The sequence below is a fragment of the Cochleicola gelatinilyticus genome (assembly GCF_001637325.1).
Classification (GTDB): Bacteria; Bacteroidota; Bacteroidia; order Flavobacteriales; family Flavobacteriaceae; genus Cochleicola; species Cochleicola gelatinilyticus.
Map to the genome: position 1 here is coordinate 445,648 of NZ_LRXL01000026.1, position 23,493 is coordinate 469,140.

Consider the following 23,493-nt stretch of genomic DNA (forward strand, 5'->3'; position numbering starts at 1 on the left):
ATTTTAAGGGACTGCTAACACTTTTTCAGTATTATTGTTACTGTAATATGTATGTTATGGTACCACTTATTTCTACGGAAAAAGCTTCAGAACTGGTTTTTAATCACTTCGGAATAACTTCTGAAACAACCCCGTTACCGGGTGATATGGATATAAATTTTCATGTTAAAACCGAATCGGGTTCAGAAGCAGTTTTAAAAATTTCTGAAGCGACACCAGACACCGGATATTTAGATTTTCAGATAGAACTTCTTCAACATTTAAAAAAGAAAACACGAGCCATTGCGCTTCCCGAAGCTATGGCAACTTCCGATGCTTCGTATATAAAAACCCTAACTTTAAACGGTACAACTTACCAACTACGTATGTTAAGTTGGGTGCCAGGAAGATTGTGGGCACGTGTAAATCCTAAGACTACAAGCCTTCGTAAAAGTTTAGGAATAGCAGCCGGAACTATTACATGTGCTTTACAAGATTTTAAACATACTCACGCACAACGTACGTTAGAATGGGATCTCGCTGAAGCAGCTTGGACCGTACCATATGCCGATCGATTCTCAGAAGAAGAACAACATCTTATTTTACATTTCCAACGGCTGTTTAAATCACTTCAAAAAAAATATGAAACGCTTCCTAAAAGTGTGGTTCATAACGATATAAACGATTACAACATTCTCGTTTCTAACAATCTTAAAGACCCGGAGGTTGCCGGTATTATCGATTTTGGTGATGCTGTATACACACAAACCATAAACGATGCAGCCATTACCATCTGCTACGCGATTATGGAGCTTCCCGATCCATTGGCTGCAGCTGCCGAAGTAGTAAAAGGCTATCATAGTGAGTACCCATTTTCAGAAAAAGAATTGGAACTCCTCTACGTCCTTATTGGAATGCGGTTGGTGGTCTCGGTTACAAAATCGTCCCTTCGGAAAGAAGAAGACCCTTCGAATACCTATCATGTAATTAGTGAAAAACCCGCTTGGCAAGCGCTTCAGAAATGGGCTGAAGTGAATAACAATTTTGCTCATTATACTTTCAGAAATGCCTGTGGATATCCTGCACACCCTTCCGAAGAAGCCTTTAAAAAATGGGCGCTTTCAAATACCATTTCACTTACAACCTTTTTTCCTACACAACACATCGACAGTGTTACCGTGCTCGACATGAGTGTGGGAAGTACCTTGCTTGGGAACCTTTCAGAATACAGCGATCCGGAGGTTTCAGAATTTAAACTGAAGCAGTTTTCTAAAACAAATCCAACGACAATTCTGGCAAATGGATACTTAGAAACACGACCATTTTACACGACCGAAGCTTTTAAAAGTGAAGGAAATAACGGTCCGCAATACCGCAGCACACATTTGGGAACCGATTTTTGGGTACCTGCACAAACGCCGATACATGCACCTTTCGACGGAATTGTAAAAATTGTTCACCATAACGATTACGACAAAGATTATGGTCCCATGCTTATTCTGGAACATACCTTTACCGAAGGAACATTTTATTCATTATACGGTCATTTAACATTGGAGACACTCGAGCAACTTAATGTGGGTGACATTGTAAAACAAGGACAACAGATTGCACGTATCGGTGAACATTTTGAAAACGGAAACTGGGCACCTCATTTACATTTTCAGCTCATCTTGGACCTGCTTGGAAACAACGAAAATTTTAATGGAGTAGCGTTTCCTTCAGAAATACCCGTTTGGAAAAGCATCTGCCCCGATCCAAATTTAATTTTTAAAGAAAATCTTTCTCCTTCAAAGAGTTCACTTTCAGAAACAGCCATCATTGATTTCAGAAAAGAACATTTAGGAAGAAGCCTAAGTTTGTCGTACTCAAAACCACTGCATATTGTTCGGGGAGAAGGTGCATACCTTATTGACATTGAGGGTAAAAAATATTTGGACACGGCAAATAATGTAAATCATGTAGGACACCAACATCCACGTGTAGTGGCCGCCGGACAACAACAAATGGCAGTGTTAAATACTAATACCCGCTACCTTCATGAAGAAATCATTAATTATGCCGATGCGTTATTAAAAAAACTTCCGAAGGAATTATCGGTATTACATTTTGTGAATTCAGGAAGTGAAGCCAACGAATTAGCATTACGCATGGCACGATCTATCACTGGTAGAAAAGAGATCATGGCGATCGAAGTTGGATACCATGGAAACACCAACGCCGCAATGGATGTGAGCTCTTATAAATTCGATGGAAAAGGCGGCAGCGGAAAACCCGAACACACTCATATTCTCCCACTGCCCGACCCTTATCGTGGACGGCATACCGATGCCGATAGTGGCAGCAAATACGCCAGCTATGCCAAACGTCATATTGAGCATTTAAAAATAATCGACGAAAAAGTAGCTGGGTTTATTGGAGAATCTATGGTGAGTTGTGGAGGGCAAATTGTCCCGCCAAAAAACTATTTTAAAAAAATCTATCAATACATTCGAGAAGAAGGTGGGATTTGCATTGCCGATGAAGTACAAACCGGATTTGGGCGTATGGGAAAAACCTTCTGGGCATTCGAGTTATACGATGTAATTCCTGACATTGTTACCATGGGAAAACCTGCCGGAAACGGACATCCCCTTGCAGTGGTCGCATGCACCCAAGAAATCGCCGAAGCCTTCGACACCGGGATGGAATTTTTTAATACGTTTGGAGGCAATCCTGTCTCATGTGCGATTGGGAGAACTGTGCTGGAAATTATTGATGATGAAGGTTTACAACAGCACGCATTGGACGTTGGTAGCTTCTTAAAAAATGAACTCATTGCTTTACAAGAAGAGTTCCCTATTATTGGGGATGTGCGGGGAGAAGGTCTCTTCTTAGGTTTTGAACTTAACACCACAGAGAAAAAGCCATTACCGCAACATGCAGCCTACCTCGCCGACCGTATGAAAGAACTGGGCATTTTAATGAGCACCGACGGCCCCGATTACAACGTACTTAAAATAAAACCGCCAATGGTTTTTAGCAAAGACAACGCTAAAGAACTTATCTTTAGACTGAAAACCGTTTTTGCGGAAGATTTTATGACCACTTATTAAAGTGCTAAGAACTAATCGCACTTTACATAAATCTCCCGTAGAATAATGAACATTAGATCTTAATACAAATAAACTTACGTACCCATGAAGAAACTACTCGTATTTTGTTTCATGCTTGTAATAGTGAGCTGTTCGGCGCAAAAAACTACACAGGCTCAAGACAAGGAGGCCATTTTAGCCGTACTAAAAACCCAGCAAACAGCTTGGTCTAACAACGATTTAGAAGCTTTTATGCAAGGCTACTGGAAAAGTGATTCTCTTAAATTCTACGGAAAAAGCGGATTAACTAAAGGCTGGCAACAAACGCTCGACAATTATAAAAAAGGCTACCCCACGAAAGAGCACAGCGGAACATTAAATTTTAAAATCAATGATATTTCCCAGATTGAAGCTGGAAGTTATTGGGTCATGGGTGAATTTTTTCTGAAACGAAAAATAGGCGATGCCAATGGTATTTTTATGATCATTTTTAAAAAGATCGATGGGGAATGGAAGATTGTTGCCGATATGAGTTGTGGGTAGATTGTTCGCAGTGCTAAATTCAATTCCCTTTTATTCGCTGCCAAAGGTCAGATAATAATTGTTTCGCATCTCCACGTTCCTTGGGTTCTTCAATAATATTTATTCCTTCTGAAGAGGTTTCAATTTTGTAACTGAAAGCATAGCGATCGGTTTTAGGATCGACACTAAGCAATCCAAATCGAAGGTCATTGAAAAAAAGGGCTCCTTCCTTTTCTGAAACAGTATACCAGCCGTTCGTAATGTCTATTAATCGCTGTATTTTGTCTTCGTTCTCAAGCGAACCCAAAGCCGCATGATTTTTAGGATGGGAATGAAAGGCAATGGGCTGGGTGTCGAAAAAAGAATAATCTCCAATAAGGAAAGCATCTTCCGTTTCAACATTTGCGGTCCATAAAATGCTATTTAAAGGACTCGGTTTGGTCTCAATATCGGTATACAGAATCTTCTGATCCTCAAGCGCATCCACAAATTTTACATAGGTAATTCCTTTTAACACAAGGGTAATGGCTAAATAACTTGTGCTTACAATTAGTCCGAGGGTATTTAATTTTCTTCGTCGGTCACTGCCTTTCTTCTGAAATAACGCCAACAACAAAAAGAGTAAAAAAGGGAGCGTGTACAGCGGATCGATCACAAAAATATTTTTGTACGCCATTCGAAGATCAAACGGCCAGAACAATTGCGTTCCCCAAGTAGTATGAGCATCCAGCAGCGGATGTGTGACAAAACAAAAAAACCAAAGCCACGACCATTGTTTCCAACTGGCTCGCTGCTCCCAACGGGAAGTGAGCCATCCAAAGATAGGGGCAAACAACACCGAAAAAAGAATAGAATGTGTAAACCCGCGATGCATCTCCAAGGCAGTGACCGTATCGGTTAAAAATCGAGCAGCCACATCGAAATCTGGGATTGTGCCGGCAATGGCACCGTATAACATCGCCTTGTTTCCAACTTTGTTTCCTAAGACCGCTTCACCAACGGCAGCTCCTAAAACGATTTGTGTAAGTGAGTCCATTGTGGTTAGTCTACAATATTCATTTTTTTCAAGAGAAAAGAGGCGTTCATATTCTTACAAATTCCGGGCTTGAACGTATAATCAAAGTACAATTCGTCGTTATCTATTCGTGCGTCGAAATAATAATTTTTTACTTCGGGCAATGTTTCTGAAACTTCACACAAACTAAGATCGTGGGTTGCGATGATTCCCGTGGAGTGACTCGCCACTAGTTTTTCTACAAATTTTCGGGAGCCGATGGCTTTATCGGTACTGTTGGTTCCTTTTAATATTTCATCTAAAATAATAAAGTAGCTGTCTTTTTCTATCGCATCCACAATGAATTTTAAGCGTTTCAATTCACTGAAAAAATACGATTCATCATCGGTGAGGCTGTCTGTGGTACGCATGCTCGTGATTAATTTTACTGGCTTGTAGAGGGCTTCTTTTGCATTGGTTGGCAACCCGACATTACCCATAACAATCTGTAAAGCAACCGTTCGTAAAAACGTACTTTTCCCCGCCATATTCGCACCGGTGACAATAAAAAATTCCTCAGAATCGATTTGAATGTCATTGCGTATAGCTACGTCCGGGTTTAATAACGGGTGTGCCGCTTCTGTTATCGCAAGTAGTTCATTTCCGCTGGCTATTTTGGGAAATACATAATCGGGATGATTAAAAGCATAATTTCCAAGACTGTTGTACGCATCGAAAAAAGTCACGGTCTTAAACCATCCGTTCACCTGATCTTTATTTTCAGAAATCCATTTTTCAATACGGTGTGACTGTAACAAATCGCGTAGCATGAATCCGTTAGCGATCACACCAATTAGCATATTCGCCCGTTGGTCGAGCGCATCGAGATGTTTTGAGAATTGCTGTAACGCTTCAGAGGCTTTTCGGTTGCTTGTTATCACTGCATTTCTTTTTTCCGATAATAATTCCGAAGTAAATGTTTCGCCTTCAATTGCAGCGATTAATTTATAAAATTGCTCGAACGTACTCTGTATGGCATTCGTTTTAGAAGATAATTCGTTTACCTTTTTTAAATACCGCCCCGATATTGCTAATCCTAACAAAAACCACCCAAAAACAATATAACCTGATATCTGATCGAAAAAATAGAGTCCCAGCAAAAGTGCAGACACTATAGAGAAACCATACGATATGGCTTTGATCCCTTTAGGTATAAACGCTGTATAGTGTTGCAACCAATCTGTTACAAAGTGCGATGAAACTTCCGTTTTTACTAAAGAGCCGATGGCAGAAAATTGTTGTCGCCAAGAAGCTTTTTTAGAAAGTTCGGCAACTGCTTGCTGTTTTTCTGGAATATTTTCAATCGAGTTTTCAGTAAATAAGTGTGCAAGTTCATCGCTTCCACTTTCTAATGCGGTTCGGTTCATGTACTGAAAAAACGAACCCCTTCCGAAGAGATCAATATCCTGTGAATACGCATGCAGGGGATCATGGTATTTTGCACCTTCAGGAAGGTGATGAAATACGCCACTCAATACTTCCAATTCTGTTTCATTCTCCGCGATAAGTGCTTTTTTAAGATCTCGTTGGTATTGTAAGTTACTATGTCGTGAAACCATCCAGATAAAACTTACAATTCCGGCTAGAATGATAGCAATAACAATACGAGTATCTCCAAAGGCAAAATAAATTGCAACGCAAATTCCTATAAAAATCAGTAACCGTAATGTACTGGACAGGGTAAGTTTTTTCTTTAGAACCTGTAATTCCTGACGATATTTTTCAATTTGGGCGGTATAAAATTCGAGGGGCGATTGTTTCATAAAGCAGCTAATTCGGCTTGTAATTTTTTTGTGAGACCTTTTACTATTAGATCGTAAGAATGATCGATAAGTTCGAGCACTAATTTCTTCGGAATTCCTTCCAATACAACCGTATTCCAATGTTGTTTATTCATGTGGTATCCGGGGGTAATTATTCCATCGTATTCTTCCCGCAATTCGAGGGCACGTTCGGGATCGCATTTTAAATTGGCGGAAGAGGGATGTTTTTCGAGCGAGCACAACGCGAACATTTTATTCATTACTTTAAACACAAGGGTGCTGTTATCGAAAGGGAAGGACTCGGTGACGCCTTTTTTTGCCATGCAATAACTTCTAAATTCTTCTACATTCATATTATTGAATTTTATACCCCAATGCTGGTTCTCCGTCGAAATAGATTAACAGATTTTCAACACCAATTTGTAAAGGCACTACAAAATGCAACCGGTTGTCTTCTTTTTTAATACGAGTTACTTCCTTTTTTGAAGCCCCATACGAATATGAGATCAATTCCGGATTTACATTTCGTAACTGAAACGTGACTTCACCGTTGGCACCTTGGGAAGAAATAATTCCGTTAAGCGGCATTTCTACATCCTCACGACGTAACTTTTCGGGAATTATAATTGGCATGCTCGCAAACACTTCTTTAGAAATTACCTCATCGATAAAGGCATCTTCGTACATGTCGGGATAATGGTTTTTAAAAAATAATTCCGGCGGTGTTTTAAAATAGAAATAGCTTGGATCCTTTATAAAGGTTCCGTTGTATCTTCCTGCACCCCAGGTAGGATCGAAAAGATACGACTTACCATCGATGGTTGCTACATTCCACATATGGCTTTTCTTAAAAGGTCTTCCTATATCTTGAAACCCAGCTTTGGTGTCTCCACGCACGAGATAATTAGGAATGCCTTGTAATTCACATAGTTTTTCAAATAACAGCGCATACCCTTCACACACGGCAACTCCTTTTTGAAGCGTTCTTTTTATGATCTGTTCGCGTGTTTTCTCTTCTTTAGTATTCCGTTCCCTATAATCTTTAAAACTGAAATTAAATTGCTTATACTCTTCTGGATCGTACGCTACATTTTGAATGATCCAACTGTAAATGGCACGCACTTTTTCTTCCGAAGTAAAAAAATCACGGCTTATTAATTTAGAGAGTGCTTCCGCGTTCTGAAACTCTTCAGGGTATAATTGAATGGTAGCATCTACGCGCTCGTAATCCTGCGCAAAAGATATTGAAAAGCTTCCCACGAAGAGCAATACGAATAAAACCAATCTGGCGCCCCTAATTTGTAGTCTACTAAGCGATCTCATTTTTTTCTGAGCTTATTTTTTTTACTGGTGTCTCTATCTGCAATGCCGAATAATCGAGTTTCCAATTAATGGTTTCTACCAGTTTTTCCATTAAATGAATGGTTTCTAAAGCTTGTTTAGATGCTTCCTGTAACAAGCCACTACTTGGCACTTTGTCTACAATATGTTGTTTTGCTTCTCGGTTAATTTCTGTGAGGTCGGTCGCGGTAAACGGATTTGCCCACCCTTCTTTTTTATCGTAATATTTAAAGTCGGTTTCGATGGTAAGCATTTCTGGTTGCGGAAAATTGGTAAGGGTGATCGTTCTCGTATTCGTATCGGCATCCATTTTTATTTTGGTAAGATCGAACCCGATATGTGCTTTGGCTTCAATAAGTACGAGTGCCTTTTTACTTCCGAGGAAGAGATTGAGCCATTTATCTTTTACATTTTCATAATGGTATATTTCTGAAAAATCCCCTTCCACCGTAATAAATTTACAGACACTTCGAATTTTTTCCATCAAAATAACCGACTGCGAATTAACGCGTTGTTTCTTTCTTCCTTTACTGAAAAAAGAGAACACAAAATACGCGACAACCGCTCCAAACGCTAATCCTATAAATAATAATTCCATTGTTATTTTTTTCCTATCGTTCCAAGATGTGTGTTTTGAAAACTATCGGGATATTTCAATCCGTAGCCAAACATGCGATCCATTGCCGAATGCGAGAACAAAATTACACCAATTAAAGTACAAAGGTCTCCGAATAAAAACATTCCTGCAAGGAGTATGCCGATTGCAATTCCTTTGTGATGAAATACATTGTATGTTATGGCACCAAGTCTGGGGTTAATTAAATAGCCGAGCATTCCGATGTCTGGCACTAACAATAATGCTGGAAACCACCACCACACATAAGAAAGCTGTGAAAATAGGGCGATACCTAAGACAAACTGAGCAAATTCCTCGATTTTTAAAATGCGGTTCATGTTATATGTACGTGTAAAGAATAGGTTTACTTGGCGCAGCATCATTATGAAATGGTGCTATTTGTAAATTTAAAAGATATTCCCCGTCTTGGATAGAATTAGGGACATAAATTAATTCTGAAATAGTGGCTTGGTATCGTGGTGCTTCGGGGTAATTCCAAAAGGCTTTGTGGGCCAATAAAGCACCCTCATCTTTTTCTTTATCTACGGAAGGCAGATCAATCAAAAGATGCTGTATTCCTAATTCACGTATAAGTAACGCAGCTTCCTCATGCAAGTAAGGCCAATTGGTATGAGAATAATGCCGGTGTTTTTTTGAAGCCGTATTGGGAAGCGTTCTTATAATTAATGCTTCGGGAATCGTTCCATTAAGCACTTTCTCGATCTGTGACTTCGGAATGACTGCGTCTTCTCCTATGGTTTCTGGCACGACTGAAATCACTTTTGCATGAAAAAAAAACGATTGCAGGGCTTCGTTCACCGAATGAAACTCTTTCGAAATATGCCCCACACATTCGGTGTGTGTACCGTGTGCATGCGGATTAAACATAATAGTATTAAAATTTACGGAAGCTCCCTCACTCACTTTTCCCACCCAATTGTCGAGCTTTACGGGCTCTATTTTAGGTGCCTCCAAATACCACGCTAATGGATTTTTTTCTGAATTACATAAAGGAATCGATATATCTAATGGTTTGGAAAGATCGGCAGTTAAGAGCGTATCGTTAATTTTAAAAGTTGCGTGCATAGTACCATCAAGTTGAGATAACAAGATACGATAATAGAAGATAATACTTAATCAAGTGAAATTAAAAACAGATCGCTAGCGATTCCATCGCTTAAAAATTTTCCTTTTCGGGTTACTTTTAATCGGTCTTCTTCCTGTACTAGTAATTTAGTGTTAAGATGTTGATCAGCTTGTTGTAATACATACGTTTTATAATCTTTTCCGAAGTTGGCTGCTACTTCTTCCAAAGAAATACCTCCTATGGTGCGAAGACGGGTCATTACATATTCGTTGTACCGATCTCTTACCGAAAGTGTTTCGCGTTCTATAGGAAGAATGCCTGCTTCGATCGCCTTTATATATTTAGTATTGTTGCTCACATTCCAGCTTCTGCGTGTACCATCGTAACTATGTCCAGAAGGTCCTACGCCTAAATAGGGTTTCCCCATCCAGTAGCCTGTATTGTTTTGAGAGTAAAAACCAGGTTTACTAAAGTTTGAAAATTCGTAATTCTCGTATCCAGCGGCTTCGGTTTTTTCCAACAAATGTTCGTAATGGGCTGCCGCTAAAGCATCTTCGACGGGAGGCACTATTCCTTTTTTAATAAAAGTTTCTAATGCGGTTTTGGGCTCAACAGTCAAGGCATAACAGGAAAGATGTGGCACATTTAGGTTAAGCGCGATATCGAGGTTTTTAATCCATCGTTCGACAGGCATTCCTGGAACGCCGTAAATAAGATCGATACTACTATTCGGAAAATATTTGGTTGCCATTTTAATACACGCCAATGCTTCCTCTGCGTTGTGTGCTCGGTTCATTAAAGTAAGGTCTTCTTCAAAAAAGGATTGGACTCCGATGGAAAGTCGGTTAATGGGTGATTTTGAAAAAGCTTCGAGGGTTGCTTCAGAAAGGTCGTCAGGGTTGGCTTCTAGTGTGATCTCTGGATTTTCAGAGAGGACGTAGTGTTTTTGAATGGTTTCAAAAAGTTGTATAAGTTCTTCCGAAGTAAGCAAAGACGGTGTTCCTCCACCAAAATAAATGGTTTGTACGACCTCATTAATTTCATCTTTCCGAAGTAGTAATTCGTTACAGATCGCATCGATAACGCGCTGTTTGTGTTTTAGTGAGGTTGAAAAATGAAAGTCACAGTAATGACACGCCTGCTTACAAAATGGGATGTGGATGTAGATGCCGCTCATTGTTGGTTCCTTGCTTAGAATTACTTCTTAACTCGATCTTCATTTTGCTTTACAAATGCCGCCCAACCCGTGTAGCTTTTTCCCGTTTCGATACGTCCTGCATTGTAAAAATGGCACACCGCTGCCGCAAGACCATCGGTGCTATCTAGGTTTTTTGGTAGCGTTTTTAATCCAAGTGTGCTTTGCAACATTTTAGCCACTTGTTCTTTACTGGCATTTCCGTTTCCGGTGATCGCCATTTTAATTTTTTTAGGGGAATATTCAGTAATGGGAATTTGCCGTGATAATCCTGCTGCCATGGCAACTCCTTGAGCTCTTCCTAGCTTTAACATCGATTGCACGTTTTTTCCGAAGAAAGGAGCCTCGATCGCAATTTCGTCCGGATGGTAGCTGTCTATGAGCTCGATGGTGCGTTCAAAAATATAGCGCAAACGCACATAATGATCGTCGTATTTAGAAAGTTGCAGTTCGTTTAACTGAAGAAACTCCATTTTTTTTCCCACCACTTTTATGAGTCCGAACCCCATGATGGTCGTCCCGGGGTCGATGCCTAATATGATTTTTTCTGAAGTCATTCGTGGGTAAATTTAGTACTTTAGCACGCGTATGCAGCCTTCCCACAAATCTAAACAATATCTATTCGTTGCCCTAAAGGTTTTTATACTAACGATCACCTTTGGGTATATCTATTACAAAGTAACTCACAGCGAGACACTGAGGTTTTCGGATTTTGTACAGTTCATTGCTTCTAAACAACATGTACTTCGCTCTTTTTGTTTGTTTGTTTTACTCGCTGCTTTAAATTGGTTTTTCGAGATTTTAAAATGGAAGACAATAGCTTCAGTAGTGCGGCACATACCCTTTAAAACAGCATTGAAACAATCGCTAGCTTCGCTTACAGTTTCATTAGCTACACCTAATCGCATTGGAGAGTACGGAGCCAAAGCCTATTTTTTTCCGAAGAAAGACCGAAAGAAAATACTGCTACTCACGTTTTTTTCGAACGGAATGCAACTTACAGCTACGGGTTGTTTTGGTGGTATCGGACTTGCGTATTTACTCAACAAACAAGTACTAACTTTTTCGATACTAAATACACTATTATTCCTTGTTATTTTTGTACTATTAGTAGTATTTGGATACCTTTTTAAAGAGCGAGATTTCTTAACCAAAGGACTCTCGATTGTAAATGTGACGGCCTACATTAAGCAACTACCAACGAACGTAACATTAAAAACTATTCTATTCTCCTTAATTCGATACACCCTATTTAGCAGTTTGTTTCTTCTTACGCTATGGTTCTTTGGAGCGGTTATTTCTTGGCAGGAAGGCATGTGTCTCATTTTTGCCATGTACTTATTTGTATCTGCCATTCCCACGTTATTTGTATTAGATGTTGTCGTACGTGGAGGAGTCGCCGTTTGGTTATTTTCGCTCGCCGGCGTTTCTGAAATAATCGTACTTTCTACCGTATTACTCATGTGGCTGCTTAATTTTGTAATTCCAGCAGTTTGGGGAAGTCTGTATGTTGCCACTTATACTTTGGAAAAGGAATGATCTATATCTTCGGAATACTATTGTTAGGATACGCTTTTAGTCTAGGGATGCTATTGTATGGTTTTAGATCACTTTCGGAAACTGCTTTGGAAGATAAAAAAGTACCTACTACTGAAACTGCTTCGGAAGAAGTTACCCGGTTTTCTATTATTATTCCGTTTCGAAATGAAGCACAGCACCTTCCGAAGTTAGTAGCCTCTTTATTACAACTTTCATATCCTTCTGAAGCTTTTGAAGTGCTTTTTGTAGATGATGCTTCCGAAGATGCTTCCGAAGCAATTCTAGGTAACACCTTAAAAGCTCATCCTGAATTTAGACATACTATTTTAAAAAATAAACGAACCTCAGCTTCCCCTAAAAAAGATGCTATTTCTGAAGCCCTACACCACGCAAAAAACCAGTGGATCGTTACTACCGATGCGGATTGTGAAGTACTTCCTACTTGGCTCACAGCACTCCATAATTGCATCGTTTTGCAAAACCCGGTGCTAATTGCCGCGCCTATTTTGTATACAAGCACTACTAAGGTCGTGCAACAATTTCAGCAATTAGACGGACTGAGCCTACAAATGGTCACTATGGGTGGCTTCGGATTACAACATCCGCTACTCTGCAATGGCGCTAATCTTGCCTACCAGAAAGATGCTTTTGAAACGGTAAACGGATTTTCGGGAAATGATCATATTGCGAGTGGGGATGATATTTTTTTATTGGATAAAATCAGGGACCATTTTCCAAAACAGGTTACGTATTTAAAATCGAAAGATGCGGTTGTTTCCACACATCCACAACCCACTTGGAAAAAAGTACTTGCACAACGGGTACGGTGGGCTTCGAAAACTTCACAACAGGAAAATTGGATCTCGAAACTACTAGGAATGTGGGTATTGATGACAAACTTGGGATTGCTCTTAGGATGGGTTTCTGCATTTATATCTCCATCGACTTTCTATTTTTACTTCTTATTTGTAATTCTAAAATGGGGAATCGATAGTTATATGCTTTACACCTCCGCACATTTTTTTGAACTTAAAATTAACGCAAAAGCACTGATAGCCTCGTTGTTGGTCTATCCGTTACTAACGGTTACGATACTCTTACAAAGTGTATCGGGAAGTTACGAATGGAAAGGGAGAGCGTTTAAGGCAAAAGGTACTCATTAATAAATCCAGCCTTCAACTAATTTAACTTCTAAAGTAAGCTGTAACTCATTATACATTTGAATCTTAACTTTTTTATTTTCGGTTCTTATATATTTGTTAGGCACAATTAAAAATACAATCGTCAATGAAAATTTACTTTATCATTTTATTATCAATCTTCACGCTTTCTTGCAAGGCTCAAAGTGAAACTGAATATTTATCCAAAGCACAAATCGAAAGGGATTTAGCAATAGTTGACGACATTCTTCAAAACAAATCTTCTTATCAAGGATTAAACGGATATGACTACAGAGTAGATTTTGAAAATTATTTAATTACTGTTGTTGACAATAAAATCACCCAATTTGATTTTGGACTGTTCTTATCTAAAACTATTGGGAAAATTGGGGACAGACATTCATTTATAAAAGATTATGATATACGAGATTCACTTTATCTAACACTTGCATTTGCACCATTTAAGGACAAAGTTTTGGTGGTCGATTTTGACAGAGATATTAAAGAATATAAATTTTGGAATTCAGAATTTCCATATTTACATTCTATCAATAAAACACCTATCCAAGAAATTCTTCCAAAAATCCATATTGGCGAAATTCTTGCGCCAAAAGATGCTTATGCGACAAGTGCAATACGAGATTTAAGAGACATAGAAACTATTTTTAGAACACTTAAATTAGAGTTACCAAATCCATTACCAATAACATTATCTGACAATAAAGGAAATAAAAAAGAAATAAGCGTAAAACTTGTTGATGGTAAAAACAGAGCAACATTATGGGATGAAAGGTTTTTTAAAAATACTTTTCGTGTCAAGGAAGAACAGTATAACGATATAGATTTTATCAAAAGATTTTTTAGCTTAAAAAATAATGTTGGCTATATCCAAATTGGAGAAATGTTAGAAAAAGAGAGTTGTCCAATTTTCTTCAATTATCTAAATGAATTTATGACAGAAGCTAAAAAAAGTGATGCTTTAATTATAGATGTCAGAGACAATGGAGGTGGAACTCGTGACTTAATCCAAGAATTGGCTGGCTATTTTATTCATCCCGATTCTGTATATGTCGTTAATGCAACCAAGCAAAGAGGAAAACTACCTTTAAATAAAGAACTTAAAGAGAGACTACAAAGTCGTTATCTATTTTCAAGAGATGATTTAGACATTGACGAGCAAAATGCAGTTGACAAGTTTATGCATTCATTTGAGCCAATGTATGATTTGAGTAAAGAAAAATTTAGTGAATTTCATTATTATATTCTCAATGGTCATAAAATAACTAAAGGCAAATTTCATTACAATAAACCAATATATATACTTGCGAATGAAAGGAGTTTTAGTGCTGCTTCTGTTTTAGTTTCTGTATTTAAGAATTTACCAAACATAAAAATAGTTGGTGTAAATACAGATGGTTCAAGTGGTAACAGCGAAAGATTTGAATTACCAAGTTCAGAATTACGCGGAAAAATAAGCACAATGGTTTCTTTTCAAAAGAACGGTAAAATATTAGATGGAATTGGAACAGAACCTGACATTAAAATAGAAAGAAGTTTAAAGCAAATTTTCTTAAAAGAAGATTATCAACTGAATAGACTTTTGGAAATAATAGAAGGAGAATAACTGTACTTAACGGCCTTGTATATGGCTCGTAGCGTGCAAATTAGCGATAACTTTTCGGTTAAGTTCGAGCCGAATTTTTTAATTTTCTTATTGCCTTTTCTTTTCAATAAGCCAAATTAAAAAAATTTGCGGACTTGCAAATATGCCTTAACTTTGAAATAAACAACTGATTAGCTATGAGCTATATACGTTGTTATGCTTTATTAAAACCAAACTATATGAAATTCACAATTGTGATCACTTTGACTTTCGTACTTGCTTCCTGCAAAATGAAAAACTCTAAAAACGTATTTACTGATCCTATAATGGACAATGCCGAATTAGTTGAAATCTATAAAAATGATCAATCTGATCGAGGCAGGAATAATATGGATAGGAATTTAGTTTTAAAAAGAGATAGTTTGAGAGAAGTTAGAGTATCTCAACTTTTAGACTCAAATATGGTGAGAACATCACAAGATTATCATCATGCAGCTATGATATTTCAACATGGCAGAGATTCTATTGCTTATGGCATGGCTGTTAAATTAATGCGTAAATCTATTGAATTAGACTCTACCGCAGATAAATGGCTTTTAGCAGCGGCAGTAGACAGATTATTGTTAAGTAAAGATCAACCTCAAATTTATGGAACTCAATATCAAAATGGCAAACCAATACAACTTGCCAAAATGGACACAAGTAAAGTATCTGATTCTGAAAGAATAAATTATGGTGTTAGAACTTTACGTCAACAAAGAAAATTTATAAAACAAAGAAATGGCAAACAATTATCTGAACTTTTAGCTCAAGGAAAATCAATTGAAGAAATCATTGAAATCATAAAATTAGACGATATAGATAAAATCGAGTATAACACTTCAGAATTTGGAATAACCTTTCTTGCCTATGACTTAATGAACCAAAACAAATATGAAGAGGCTTTAAAAATTTGTAAAGTAAATACAGAATTGTATCCGGAAAGATATAATACATGGGCTTATTATGGAGATTGTCTTTTGGCTCTTGGCATGAAAGAAAAAGGCATAAATGCTTATAAAAAATCTCTGGAATTAAACCCTGACAACAAAAGTGCTCAAAAAGTTATAAATGAAAACAAGTAACAAAGCATAACAACGTATATAGCTCACAGCTAATGAGTTAGTTTACCCAAAGTTAAGGCATATTTGCAAGTCCGCCAAATTTTTTAATTTGGCTTATTGAAAAGAAAAGGTAATAAGTAAATTAAAAAAATCGGCTCGAACTTAACCGAAAATTAATCGCTAATTTATACGCTACGAGCCATATACAAGACCCTTGTGCAACAAGTTAAAAAAAACATCAAACTTTAAATAAAAACACGAGTTCATTTTTATATATCGAGATTTATCAATATGTTTGCAATATGAATTTAAAAACAGCAACTGAAATAGGAAAATGTTTATCAAACCAAACAAGGTTTCAAATTTTAGAATGGCTGAAAGAACCAGAAAAACATTTTCCACCACACGAGACGCTAAAACATTTTAATGATGGAGTTTGCGTTACCTATATTCAAGAAAAAGCAGGATTATCACAATCAACAATTTCAACATATTTAACAAATATGGAAAAATGCGGACTTTTAATATCAACAAGACACGGTAAATGGTCTTACTTAAAAAGAAATGAAAAGACAATTAAGGAGTTTACAGATTTTCTAACATAAAAAAATTTGATTATTCATATCGACATTTCGCAATATAACAAACTATGAAATTATTATTTGACATATTAGGTTGGTCAGGTTCAGGCTTAATAATCCTTGCCTATGCCCTAACCCTTATTGAAAACAAAAAGTATTTAGATTATGGCAAGTACTTAAACTTTCTCGGAGGTCTTTTAATAGCCATAAATTGTTATTACTACAATGCTATTCCACCTTTTGTAACTAATTTACTTTGGAGCGTCATTGCAACTTTAACAATATATAAGTCAAGAAATAAAAAAGAGAAATGTAATAAAACTAAATGTTTAACTTAAATATTAAAACAATGAAAATTTTAATAATTGGAGGAAACGGAACAATAGGAAAAACTGTTGTTTCACATTTTAAACAAAAAAACGAAATTTTAATCGCTGGACGAACCAATGGAGACGTGACTGTTGACATTGCTGATAGTAGTTCGATAAAGTCAATGTTTGAAAAGATAGAAAAAGTAGACGCTATAATTTGTATCGCTGGAGAAGCAAAATGGGACGATTTCAATAAACTTTCTGAAGACGATTATTATATAGGACTGAAAAGTAAACTTATGGGACAAGTTAATCTTGTACGCATTGGACAGAATTATTTATACCCAAATGGTTCAATTACTTTATCCACAGGAATTTTGGCAGACGACCCAGTTGTAAAAACTACAAGTGCTGCAATGGTAAATGGTGCAATACATAGTTTCGTAAAAGCGGTTGCACTTGAAATTGAAAACGGAATTAGAGTAAATGTTGTTTCTTCAGGAATGGTAGAAGATGCTTACGAAAAGTATAAAGACTATTTTCCTGGACATAACCCGATACCAATGAAAAAAGTAATTAACGGGTATGTAAGAAGTGTAAACGGAAAAGGAAATGGCGAAATAATTAGAATTTACGACTAAAAAAAAGCCAGTTGCAAACTACCTGTATAAAACATAGCTATTACAGGCTTTCCGAGAGGTTTTTGTATATTTACAAAGTACGCCAAATTTTTTATTTAGTTATATTTAGAAAAGAAAAATAAAATTCGGCTTCTGTTCATCCTAAAAGTAACATCCTATTTTCAGCGCCACTTTTTATAAACCTAGTCGTTAACTATAAGCTAAGGAACTTAGAAATATGAAGAAACACAATCTAATTTTAGTTTTAGCGACAATTAATTGTTCAGAGATCAACATTGGCAGAAATACGTTGGTTAAAAGTAAGAGATTACAATCTGAAAAAATAGTCTAGAAAAATTCAATCAAAAATAAGTCTTATATGAAACAACAAATCACTACGTTTTTTACATTTCAAAAGAACAATGCAGAACAAGCGATGAACTTTTATGTTGAATTATTCGATAATTCTAAGATTATCAATGTACAACGATGGGGAAAAGATGGACCTGTTGAAGAAGGAAAAATTATGCGTGCCACATTTAAATTAAACGGAGATTTATTTATGTGTAGTGACAGCCCTCCAGTTCACGATTGGGACTTCACACCGGCAGTTTCCAGCTATATTGAATGTGAAAATGAAAGTGAGCTTATAAACCTCTTTGAAAAACTCTCCGAAAACGGAAAAATAATGATGCCATTAGATAATTATGGTTTTAGTCAAAAGTTTGGGTTTGTAGAAGACAGGTTTGGAGTTTCGTGGCAATTGAACTTACAATAAATATAGGGAGATTGAAGTTTTAAGCCAAACGCGAATGCATTCGTAAACGATGTACGCAATATAAATGGCAACAAGCTAAAGTGGTAAATTACGCCTTACTTTCAACGATTTATACAATAAAACGAGTTCAAGATGTCATCAAGAACGTGCGATAGCATGCATCCCAATTAATTTTTTATCTTTAACCATCCTTAATCATGCCCTTATGAAAACCCTACACGCAGTTTTTATTCTTGTATTTCTTAGTGCTTCTTCATTAGTTTCAGCACAACAACAATACACAGTCGACGGACAAACGTATGTGCTGAAAACAGAAGTTGAAGGTCCACTCACATTATTATGGAATACCATCGACGGAGAATACCGCTATTTTTCTAAAAAAGGAACTACTATTGCGGAATTAAAGAATACCCGTTTAAATGGAACCTATCAGGAAGAATACAAAGACGTACTGGCAACGCACGCTGATGATGTTGCCATAAGTTTTGCCGACACCAATCTCACACTATCCAGCTTGTCCGATTTTTTTGTGGCATATAACAAAAGAAAAGACCCAGAATATACATTCGACAAACCCGATATAAAACTAGACTTCCGCCTAGGAGGCTTTTTTGGTATTACCAACAATCCGTATGTTTCCAATCCAGAAAATACTACCACTCCTTCATTCGGGGTGGATCTCGAAATTATTGATGAAGTTCGATTGCGTAGACATGCCGCATTACTTCGATTTAAACAAACGTTAAGCACATCAGACTACAGTTATTCCTCTTCTCAATTATCACTAAACTATCGCTTTAAGTTTATAAAAACAGAACGTATCGATGTCTTTTTAAATACGAAGATCGTAGCGTACACTTATTCTTCTAATGAAGTAGAATTTGTAACCACCGGACCAGCAGACGAACCTATTTTAAATACCGTTGAGGAAACGGGAGGAAGTTTTCAAGCACCTGGAGCCTTCGGAATTGGCGCCGATGTAGCACTAGGAAATGGTTATCTTACGTTTTCATATAACGATATTGTCGCTATTGGTGTGGACGGAAATGGAGAAACTCCACTCGATTTTACCTTGGGCTATAAATTCAATCTATAAACTTTCCGTAGTAATAATAATAGGTAGGGTAAATTCGGTTTGCACTGGAACTCCTCTTTTGTGAGCGGGCTCCATAGGTTGCAAAGTATCAATACCCTCGTAGATCCATTGCCGCAATAATGGAAATTCTTTCTGAATCACACTATCGATCTTCAAACTGGTAATTTGAATTTTTCCTGTTTTGTTAATTGAAAAAGACAATTGCACCGTATCACTCACATCATTCCATGCATGTATGTCATGTTTTGTAAACGACTGAAGCAAATGTGCCGATAACGTACGTTCAAAACAGGATTTCTGTGATTCCTTCTCGGTAGTCGACTCACAGGGCTTAAAAACTGGATATTGATCAATATCTTTCCAGTCGATCGCCTTTACCTCTTCTTCATAAAAAGTTTCCGTCGAAATTTTTTCCGTATCAAAGAACTGACAAGAAGTTGCCAGTACTAAAATAAGTACAAGAATATACGGATGTTTCATTTCAGAAATTATACGTTCGAATGTACAAATTTACTGAAACTTAATTCTTTGTAAAGTGAAGTTCCTTTTTTAAATCGCTCGCACGTTGTTTTGCCAACTCCCGGTATCTCCCTGTTTCTCCGAACCTAGTAAGATACTTCTCGTAATACGTAAGCACGGTATTTTTATCCTCAAAGTAGTTGTCTGCCGCTACAGAAAGTAAATACATAGCAGCTTCATTATCAGGATTTTCACGCAGAGCTAACTGTAGCGTTTCTAGTTCTTTTTTGTAGTTTTTACTTCGCTTAAAAACCGCAGAAAGCTTTACATATTCAGCATCTAAAGGCAGGTCTTTTAGCGCAATCGAAAGTTCTATATGCCGTTGTGCTTTTTCGAGATAGTGCAATGCTAAAAAATAGGTGCCAATTTCATAATGCCACTTTGCATTCTTATCATCGTAGGTATTGATTAGAAGGGTGTATTGATCGATGGCCTTTTCAAACTGATTCGTGTGCGCATAACTTTTCCCCAATAATTCGTGTAATTGTGCAGTGCTTTGCTCTAAGGAAAGTAAGTTTTCAAAAGCAACGATCGCATCGTGGTAAGCATCTGTATAAAACCGTTGCAATGCCTGTAAGGTGAGAAAACGTACATTTAACGAGTCTGCTGAAAGTCCTTTGGAAATATACGGCTCAGCCTTATCGAAATTTCGCTTTTCAATGTAGTAGCGGGCGAGCTTGTAATTCGCATGTAAATGATCGGGATCTAACTGAAGCGTTTTCAGAAAAAAATCTGCTGCCATTGTATCTTTCTGTTTCTCCCGCAAAACACCCCGCTGATAACTAAAATTCGGATTTCCGGGTTGTGTTTCAGAAAGAATATTATAAAGACTGTCTGCTTTCATAACGTTTCCAGAAGCACCTAACAGTCGGGCATATTGGTATTTCGTTACTGTGGTATGATTGTTTTCAGCGCTGATTTTTTCATAATAAGAAAGTGCTTTTGAAACATTTCCGATTGCTTCGTATGCTTTCGCCAATTGAAAGGTTGCTGCTTCGGAAGGGCTTACTTTTTCATAATAGGCAATCGCTTTCGTGTAATCCCCTAACTGAAACAAACTATCGCCAACAGCTAAAGCCGAAGCGGGTTGCGCTTCGACTTTAAAGAAAATGAGTATTAGACTGAATGCCAGAAATTTATTCATTTATTTCAAATAGAATGGGTAAAGCATACAAGACGGCTACCTGCTTTCCATCATGCTCACCAGGAGTCATTTGGGGCAGGCTTGAAATCACCCTCTGGGCTTCTTCGGCAAGTGCCTCGTGTTCGGCGCGTACTCTAAGGTCCACAACTTTTCCAAATGCATCGATTTTAAATTGCGCTCGAATTTTTTGTCTCCCCGTAAGCCCTAGATTATTCCCGACTTTCGTATTAAAATTGGCTGCAACAAATGCCTGTATTTTTTGTGACATGCATTGTTTTGCATCCGCATTGCTCATGCCTTCACAACCTGGAAACGTGGGTACCTTATCGATGATTGCAAAGGGTATTTCAGCTTTGTTACTTACATCCAAATATTCCTGCACCGACTCATATACTTTAGCATCAGGCGTTGCTTCGGTAGCCAAAAATTTTAGGGCTTTGGCTTCTTCGTCTGTAAGATTTCCTTTTTTCATAATGGCTTCGGAAAGCTCGTTGATCTTGGTCATCACTTCCCCGTCGTCTTGAACGGTAGCTTCTTCTATCTTGCTTTCGTCGGAACAGGAAGTGTACAACAACATCGCGCAAACGGCGGGGATGAGTACTAAATACTTTAACTGAAAGATGTTCTTCGATTTTGATTTTTGTAACATGATGATTCGTTTTTTGATTAATGAATGATTGAAAAATGTATTGATGAATGAAATTTTTTCGGTCTGAAACACTTGAGATAATAACTCTTGATAGTATTCTTTCCTGCTTTTTTGTGCCGCCACGCGCGCATCGGCAGTAAATTCGTGAAGCGTTTCCATGCGATGCTGAAACACATACACCAACGGATTGAACCAACATACAATTCGAAGCAATTCGAAAAATAGTAGGTCGTAGGTATGTTTTTCGGTTACATGAACCTGCTCGTGTAACAAAATACTTTTTTGTTGTACTTCGGAAAGTTGATCGCCTAAATAAACTGTGTCGAAAAACGTAAAGGCCACGTCGGTATTTGGAAGGATAATAAGATTAAAATCTGCTCGCTCCCTAAGAATTCCCGCTCTTCTTAACTTTTGGATTTTAAATAATTTTAACAGGAAAATTGCAAGTGCAATCCCCATCCCCACACACCAGATCCAGGTTGCGATGGTTATCCAGTTCCATGATGTCTGGCTAATGGTAACGGCATCTAAAGTAATTTCTGAAATACCGGGTTGACTTCCGTTATTCCCAATGAGCACCGCAGGAAGCGTAATAAAAAATTGCTCCGGAATACGTTCCCGTAACGCATCAATTTTCAGAAAAGGCAAAATAAAACTTAAAACAGCTGTACCCAGCAGATACCATCGATTGGCTTTAAAAAATGTTTCTTTCTTCAGAAATACATCGTACACCAATAGAAACAGAAGTTGAAAAGCGATTATTTGAATTGCTACATGTATCATGACGTTTCCTCTTTATTGATCTCCTTCATTAACTCCTCCATTTCTTGAATACTAATGTCGTTTTTCTTCATAAAAAAGCTCACCATACTTTTAAATGATCCTTGAAAATACCCTTCCATTAATTTATTGAGCGACTGATTGCTATATTCTGCTTTTGCTACCTTCGGAAAATAAATATGTCCACGACCTTCTTTTCGGTAATCCACAAAGTCTTTACTCTCTAGAATACGTACAATTGTCGATACTGTATTATAGGCAGGTTTTGGCTTAGGTAATTCTTCTAAAATTGAAGCTACATTTGCCTCGCCCAGATCCCATAAGATCTGCATAATATCTTCTTCTGCTTTGGTGAGTTGTTTAGACATGGTGTGTTGAATAAAAATTGATGTGACACAAATATAACTAAATTTATAGTTCAAACTAATTTTTTAGTTATAAAATGTAACATTTTTATAAATCTTCCGTCTTATTGTGTATGGATACTACACTATTGATCATTGGTTTTTTGCTTATGTTGGTTGGCGTTTTGGGCAGTTTTCTTCCCGTATTACCAGGTGTTCCCGTTAGCTGGCTCGGATTGTTAGTTTTACACCTTTGCCCCTCTGTTTCTTTTAATTGGCCCTTTATAGTAGTTACAGGAATTGTGGCAATCGGTTTATATGTATTAGATTACATCATTCCCGCAATGGGAACTAAACGATTTGGAGGAAGTAAAGCGGGAGCTTGGGGAACCACAATAGGGTTGATCGTCGGTATTTTTATTCCTATTCCTTTCGGAATTCTTATCGGTGCTTTTGGAGGGGCATTACTAGGAGAGTTAGTTGTAAATAAAACAGAAAAGAACCTCGCAGTAAAAGCCGCATTTGGTTCTTTTTTAGGATTTTTAGCGTCTACGTTTATAAAATTTCTGGCGACCGTAGTCTATCTGGGATTGTTTCTATGGAAGGCCTGGGAGTTTCGTTCGTTGTTTTTTTAA

At 37.4% G+C, this 23,493-nt stretch carries 25 protein-coding genes; 12 read left to right on the forward strand and 13 right to left on the reverse strand.

Features of this window, described 5'->3' with window-relative positions:
* The first annotated feature begins 56 nt into the window (after positions 1–56).
* Both ULVI_RS03985 and ULVI_RS03990 read left to right on the forward strand, forming a co-directional pair.
* Positions 57–3,074, forward strand: coding sequence for an aminotransferase class III-fold pyridoxal phosphate-dependent enzyme (locus tag ULVI_RS03985; RefSeq protein WP_197463479.1), 3,018 nt, complete (start codon positions 57–59; stop codon positions 3,072–3,074).
* Between the two features lie 84 nt (positions 3,075–3,158).
* Positions 3,159–3,596 carry a YybH family protein gene (locus tag ULVI_RS03990; RefSeq protein WP_068589990.1) on the forward strand — a complete coding sequence of 146 codons (438 nt, stop codon included), beginning with the start codon at positions 3,159–3,161 and terminating at the stop codon, positions 3,594–3,596.
* Between the two features lie 19 nt (positions 3,597–3,615).
* On the opposite strand, the gene ULVI_RS03995 is transcribed toward ULVI_RS03990, so the two are convergent.
* Genes ULVI_RS03995 through ruvC form a run of 9 tightly spaced genes read right to left on the reverse strand, consistent with a single transcriptional unit; the run spans position 3,616 to position 11,188 of the window.
* The gene (locus ULVI_RS03995; RefSeq protein WP_068589991.1) at positions 3,616–4,611 is read right to left on the reverse strand and encodes a metal-dependent hydrolase; all 996 of its coding nucleotides are present in this window, start codon (positions 4,609–4,611) and stop codon (positions 3,616–3,618) included.
* Between the two features lie 5 nt (positions 4,612–4,616).
* Positions 4,617–6,392: a MutS-related protein gene (locus tag ULVI_RS04000; protein WP_068589993.1), complete on the reverse strand. Its 1,776-nt coding sequence runs from the start codon at positions 6,390–6,392 to the stop codon at positions 4,617–4,619.
* Entirely contained in the window at positions 6,389–6,745 is a 357-nt protein-coding gene (locus tag ULVI_RS04005; RefSeq protein WP_068589995.1) for an MmcQ/YjbR family DNA-binding protein, read from the reverse strand. The genes ULVI_RS04000 and ULVI_RS04005 overlap by 4 nt, the downstream gene beginning before the upstream one ends.
* Before the next feature lies 1 nt (position 6,746).
* Positions 6,747–7,715, reverse strand: a complete 969-nt coding sequence (locus ULVI_RS04010; RefSeq protein WP_068589997.1) for a transglutaminase domain-containing protein — start codon at positions 7,713–7,715, stop codon at positions 6,747–6,749.
* A complete protein-coding gene (locus ULVI_RS04015; RefSeq protein WP_068589999.1) occupies positions 7,702–8,331 on the reverse strand; it encodes a DUF4230 domain-containing protein in 630 nt (209 codons plus the stop codon). The genes ULVI_RS04010 and ULVI_RS04015 overlap by 14 nt, the downstream gene beginning before the upstream one ends.
* 2 nt (positions 8,332–8,333) lie before the next feature.
* Positions 8,334–8,687 carry a DUF4260 domain-containing protein gene (locus ULVI_RS04020; protein ID WP_068590001.1) on the reverse strand — a complete coding sequence of 118 codons (354 nt, stop codon included), beginning with the start codon at positions 8,685–8,687 and terminating at the stop codon, positions 8,334–8,336.
* A gap of 1 nt (position 8,688) precedes the next feature.
* Positions 8,689–9,435, reverse strand: coding sequence for a cyclase family protein (locus tag ULVI_RS04025; RefSeq protein ID WP_068590003.1), 747 nt, complete (start codon positions 9,433–9,435; stop codon positions 8,689–8,691).
* A 47-nt stretch (positions 9,436–9,482) separates the two neighbouring features.
* Positions 9,483–10,613 carry a radical SAM family heme chaperone HemW gene (gene hemW / locus ULVI_RS04030; RefSeq protein WP_068590005.1) on the reverse strand — a complete coding sequence of 377 codons (1,131 nt, stop codon included), beginning with the start codon at positions 10,611–10,613 and terminating at the stop codon, positions 9,483–9,485.
* A gap of 20 nt (positions 10,614–10,633) precedes the next feature.
* Positions 10,634–11,188 carry a crossover junction endodeoxyribonuclease RuvC gene (gene ruvC / locus ULVI_RS04035; protein ID WP_068590007.1) on the reverse strand — a complete coding sequence of 185 codons (555 nt, stop codon included), beginning with the start codon at positions 11,186–11,188 and terminating at the stop codon, positions 10,634–10,636.
* A 31-nt stretch (positions 11,189–11,219) separates the two neighbouring features.
* Between ruvC and ULVI_RS04040 the strand changes: the two genes are divergently transcribed.
* The 9 genes from ULVI_RS04040 to ULVI_RS04080 all read left to right on the forward strand — a co-directional run bounded on the left by ULVI_RS04040 (position 11,220) and on the right by ULVI_RS04080 (position 19,422).
* On the forward strand, positions 11,220–12,170 hold the full coding sequence (locus ULVI_RS04040; RefSeq protein ID WP_068590009.1) for a lysylphosphatidylglycerol synthase domain-containing protein: 951 nt from the start codon (positions 11,220–11,222) through the stop codon (positions 12,168–12,170).
* Positions 12,167–13,333 carry a glycosyltransferase family 2 protein gene (locus ULVI_RS04045; protein WP_068590011.1) on the forward strand — a complete coding sequence of 389 codons (1,167 nt, stop codon included), beginning with the start codon at positions 12,167–12,169 and terminating at the stop codon, positions 13,331–13,333. The genes ULVI_RS04040 and ULVI_RS04045 overlap by 4 nt, the downstream gene beginning before the upstream one ends.
* A 124-nt stretch (positions 13,334–13,457) precedes the next feature.
* Positions 13,458–14,954 carry a S41 family peptidase gene (locus ULVI_RS04050; RefSeq protein WP_068590013.1) on the forward strand — a complete coding sequence of 499 codons (1,497 nt, stop codon included), beginning with the start codon at positions 13,458–13,460 and terminating at the stop codon, positions 14,952–14,954.
* 218 nt (positions 14,955–15,172) lie between these two features.
* Positions 15,173–16,057: a tetratricopeptide repeat protein gene (locus ULVI_RS04055; protein ID WP_068590015.1), complete on the forward strand. Its 885-nt coding sequence runs from the start codon at positions 15,173–15,175 to the stop codon at positions 16,055–16,057.
* Positions 16,058–16,338: 281 nt separating this feature from the next.
* Positions 16,339–16,641: an ArsR/SmtB family transcription factor gene (locus ULVI_RS04060; RefSeq protein ID WP_068590016.1), complete on the forward strand. Its 303-nt coding sequence runs from the start codon at positions 16,339–16,341 to the stop codon at positions 16,639–16,641.
* A gap of 44 nt (positions 16,642–16,685) precedes the next feature.
* The gene (locus ULVI_RS04065) at positions 16,686–16,955 is read left to right on the forward strand and encodes a CBU_0592 family membrane protein (protein WP_068590018.1); all 270 of its coding nucleotides are present in this window, start codon (positions 16,686–16,688) and stop codon (positions 16,953–16,955) included.
* Positions 16,956–16,966: 11 nt separating this feature from the next.
* Positions 16,967–17,569, forward strand: coding sequence for a short chain dehydrogenase (locus tag ULVI_RS04070; protein WP_068591370.1), 603 nt, complete (start codon positions 16,967–16,969; stop codon positions 17,567–17,569).
* Between the two features lie 358 nt (positions 17,570–17,927).
* Positions 17,928–18,326, forward strand: coding sequence for a VOC family protein (locus tag ULVI_RS04075; RefSeq protein WP_068590020.1), 399 nt, complete (start codon positions 17,928–17,930; stop codon positions 18,324–18,326).
* Between the two features lie 205 nt (positions 18,327–18,531).
* On the forward strand, positions 18,532–19,422 hold the full coding sequence (locus ULVI_RS04080; RefSeq protein WP_068590022.1) for a hypothetical protein: 891 nt from the start codon (positions 18,532–18,534) through the stop codon (positions 19,420–19,422).
* Here the strand turns inward: ULVI_RS04080 and ULVI_RS04085 are convergent.
* The 4 genes from ULVI_RS04085 to ULVI_RS04100 are packed head-to-tail and all read right to left on the reverse strand — an operon-like array spanning position 19,417 to position 22,882.
* Positions 19,417–19,902: an energy transducer TonB gene (locus ULVI_RS04085; protein ID WP_068590024.1), complete on the reverse strand. Its 486-nt coding sequence runs from the start codon at positions 19,900–19,902 to the stop codon at positions 19,417–19,419. The genes ULVI_RS04080 and ULVI_RS04085 overlap by 6 nt on opposite strands.
* Before the next feature lie 40 nt (positions 19,903–19,942).
* On the reverse strand, positions 19,943–21,085 hold the full coding sequence (locus tag ULVI_RS04090) for a tetratricopeptide repeat protein (RefSeq protein ID WP_068590026.1): 1,143 nt from the start codon (positions 21,083–21,085) through the stop codon (positions 19,943–19,945).
* Positions 21,078–22,517, reverse strand: a complete 1,440-nt coding sequence (locus tag ULVI_RS04095; RefSeq protein WP_068590028.1) for a M56 family metallopeptidase — start codon at positions 22,515–22,517, stop codon at positions 21,078–21,080. Before ULVI_RS04095 ends, ULVI_RS04090 begins: the two co-directional genes overlap by 8 nt.
* On the reverse strand, positions 22,514–22,882 hold the full coding sequence (locus ULVI_RS04100; RefSeq protein WP_068590030.1) for a BlaI/MecI/CopY family transcriptional regulator: 369 nt from the start codon (positions 22,880–22,882) through the stop codon (positions 22,514–22,516). The genes ULVI_RS04095 and ULVI_RS04100 overlap by 4 nt, the downstream gene beginning before the upstream one ends.
* A 110-nt stretch (positions 22,883–22,992) precedes the next feature.
* Between ULVI_RS04100 and ULVI_RS04105 the strand changes: the two genes are divergently transcribed.
* Positions 22,993–23,493: a DUF456 domain-containing protein gene (locus tag ULVI_RS04105; protein ID WP_068590032.1), complete on the forward strand. Its 501-nt coding sequence runs from the start codon at positions 22,993–22,995 to the stop codon at positions 23,491–23,493.

What these genes read in the sequence shown, in the direction of transcription:
- ULVI_RS03985 (WP_197463479.1), top strand. Translation starts at nt 57, where the DNA reads ATGGTACCACTTATTTCTACGGAAAAAGCTTCAGAACTGGTTTTTAAT.
- ULVI_RS03990 (WP_068589990.1), top strand. Translation starts at nt 3,159, where the DNA reads ATGAAGAAACTACTCGTATTTTGTTTCATGCTTGTAATAGTGAGCTGT.
- ULVI_RS03995 (WP_068589991.1), bottom strand. Translation starts at nt 4,611, where the DNA reads ATGGACTCACTTACACAAATCGTTTTAGGAGCTGCCGTTGGTGAAGCG.
- ULVI_RS04000 (WP_068589993.1), bottom strand. Translation starts at nt 6,392, where the DNA reads ATGAAACAATCGCCCCTCGAATTTTATACCGCCCAAATTGAAAAATAT.
- ULVI_RS04005 (WP_068589995.1), bottom strand. Translation starts at nt 6,745, where the DNA reads ATGAATGTAGAAGAATTTAGAAGTTATTGCATGGCAAAAAAAGGCGTC.
- ULVI_RS04010 (WP_068589997.1), bottom strand. Translation starts at nt 7,715, where the DNA reads ATGAGATCGCTTAGTAGACTACAAATTAGGGGCGCCAGATTGGTTTTA.
- ULVI_RS04015 (WP_068589999.1), bottom strand. Translation starts at nt 8,331, where the DNA reads ATGGAATTATTATTTATAGGATTAGCGTTTGGAGCGGTTGTCGCGTAT.
- ULVI_RS04020 (WP_068590001.1), bottom strand. Translation starts at nt 8,687, where the DNA reads ATGAACCGCATTTTAAAAATCGAGGAATTTGCTCAGTTTGTCTTAGGT.
- ULVI_RS04025 (WP_068590003.1), bottom strand. Translation starts at nt 9,435, where the DNA reads ATGCACGCAACTTTTAAAATTAACGATACGCTCTTAACTGCCGATCTT.
- hemW (WP_068590005.1), bottom strand. Translation starts at nt 10,613, where the DNA reads ATGAGCGGCATCTACATCCACATCCCATTTTGTAAGCAGGCGTGTCAT.
- ruvC (WP_068590007.1), bottom strand. Translation starts at nt 11,188, where the DNA reads ATGACTTCAGAAAAAATCATATTAGGCATCGACCCCGGGACGACCATC.
- ULVI_RS04040 (WP_068590009.1), top strand. Translation starts at nt 11,220, where the DNA reads ATGCAGCCTTCCCACAAATCTAAACAATATCTATTCGTTGCCCTAAAG.
- ULVI_RS04045 (WP_068590011.1), top strand. Translation starts at nt 12,167, where the DNA reads ATGATCTATATCTTCGGAATACTATTGTTAGGATACGCTTTTAGTCTA.
- ULVI_RS04050 (WP_068590013.1), top strand. Translation starts at nt 13,458, where the DNA reads ATGAAAATTTACTTTATCATTTTATTATCAATCTTCACGCTTTCTTGC.
- ULVI_RS04055 (WP_068590015.1), top strand. Translation starts at nt 15,173, where the DNA reads ATGAAATTCACAATTGTGATCACTTTGACTTTCGTACTTGCTTCCTGC.
- ULVI_RS04060 (WP_068590016.1), top strand. Translation starts at nt 16,339, where the DNA reads ATGAATTTAAAAACAGCAACTGAAATAGGAAAATGTTTATCAAACCAA.
- ULVI_RS04065 (WP_068590018.1), top strand. Translation starts at nt 16,686, where the DNA reads ATGAAATTATTATTTGACATATTAGGTTGGTCAGGTTCAGGCTTAATA.
- ULVI_RS04070 (WP_068591370.1), top strand. Translation starts at nt 16,967, where the DNA reads ATGAAAATTTTAATAATTGGAGGAAACGGAACAATAGGAAAAACTGTT.
- ULVI_RS04075 (WP_068590020.1), top strand. Translation starts at nt 17,928, where the DNA reads ATGAAACAACAAATCACTACGTTTTTTACATTTCAAAAGAACAATGCA.
- ULVI_RS04080 (WP_068590022.1), top strand. Translation starts at nt 18,532, where the DNA reads ATGAAAACCCTACACGCAGTTTTTATTCTTGTATTTCTTAGTGCTTCT.
- ULVI_RS04085 (WP_068590024.1), bottom strand. Translation starts at nt 19,902, where the DNA reads ATGAAACATCCGTATATTCTTGTACTTATTTTAGTACTGGCAACTTCT.
- ULVI_RS04090 (WP_068590026.1), bottom strand. Translation starts at nt 21,085, where the DNA reads ATGAATAAATTTCTGGCATTCAGTCTAATACTCATTTTCTTTAAAGTC.
- ULVI_RS04095 (WP_068590028.1), bottom strand. Translation starts at nt 22,517, where the DNA reads ATGATACATGTAGCAATTCAAATAATCGCTTTTCAACTTCTGTTTCTA.
- ULVI_RS04100 (WP_068590030.1), bottom strand. Translation starts at nt 22,882, where the DNA reads ATGTCTAAACAACTCACCAAAGCAGAAGAAGATATTATGCAGATCTTA.
- ULVI_RS04105 (WP_068590032.1), top strand. Translation starts at nt 22,993, where the DNA reads ATGGATACTACACTATTGATCATTGGTTTTTTGCTTATGTTGGTTGGC.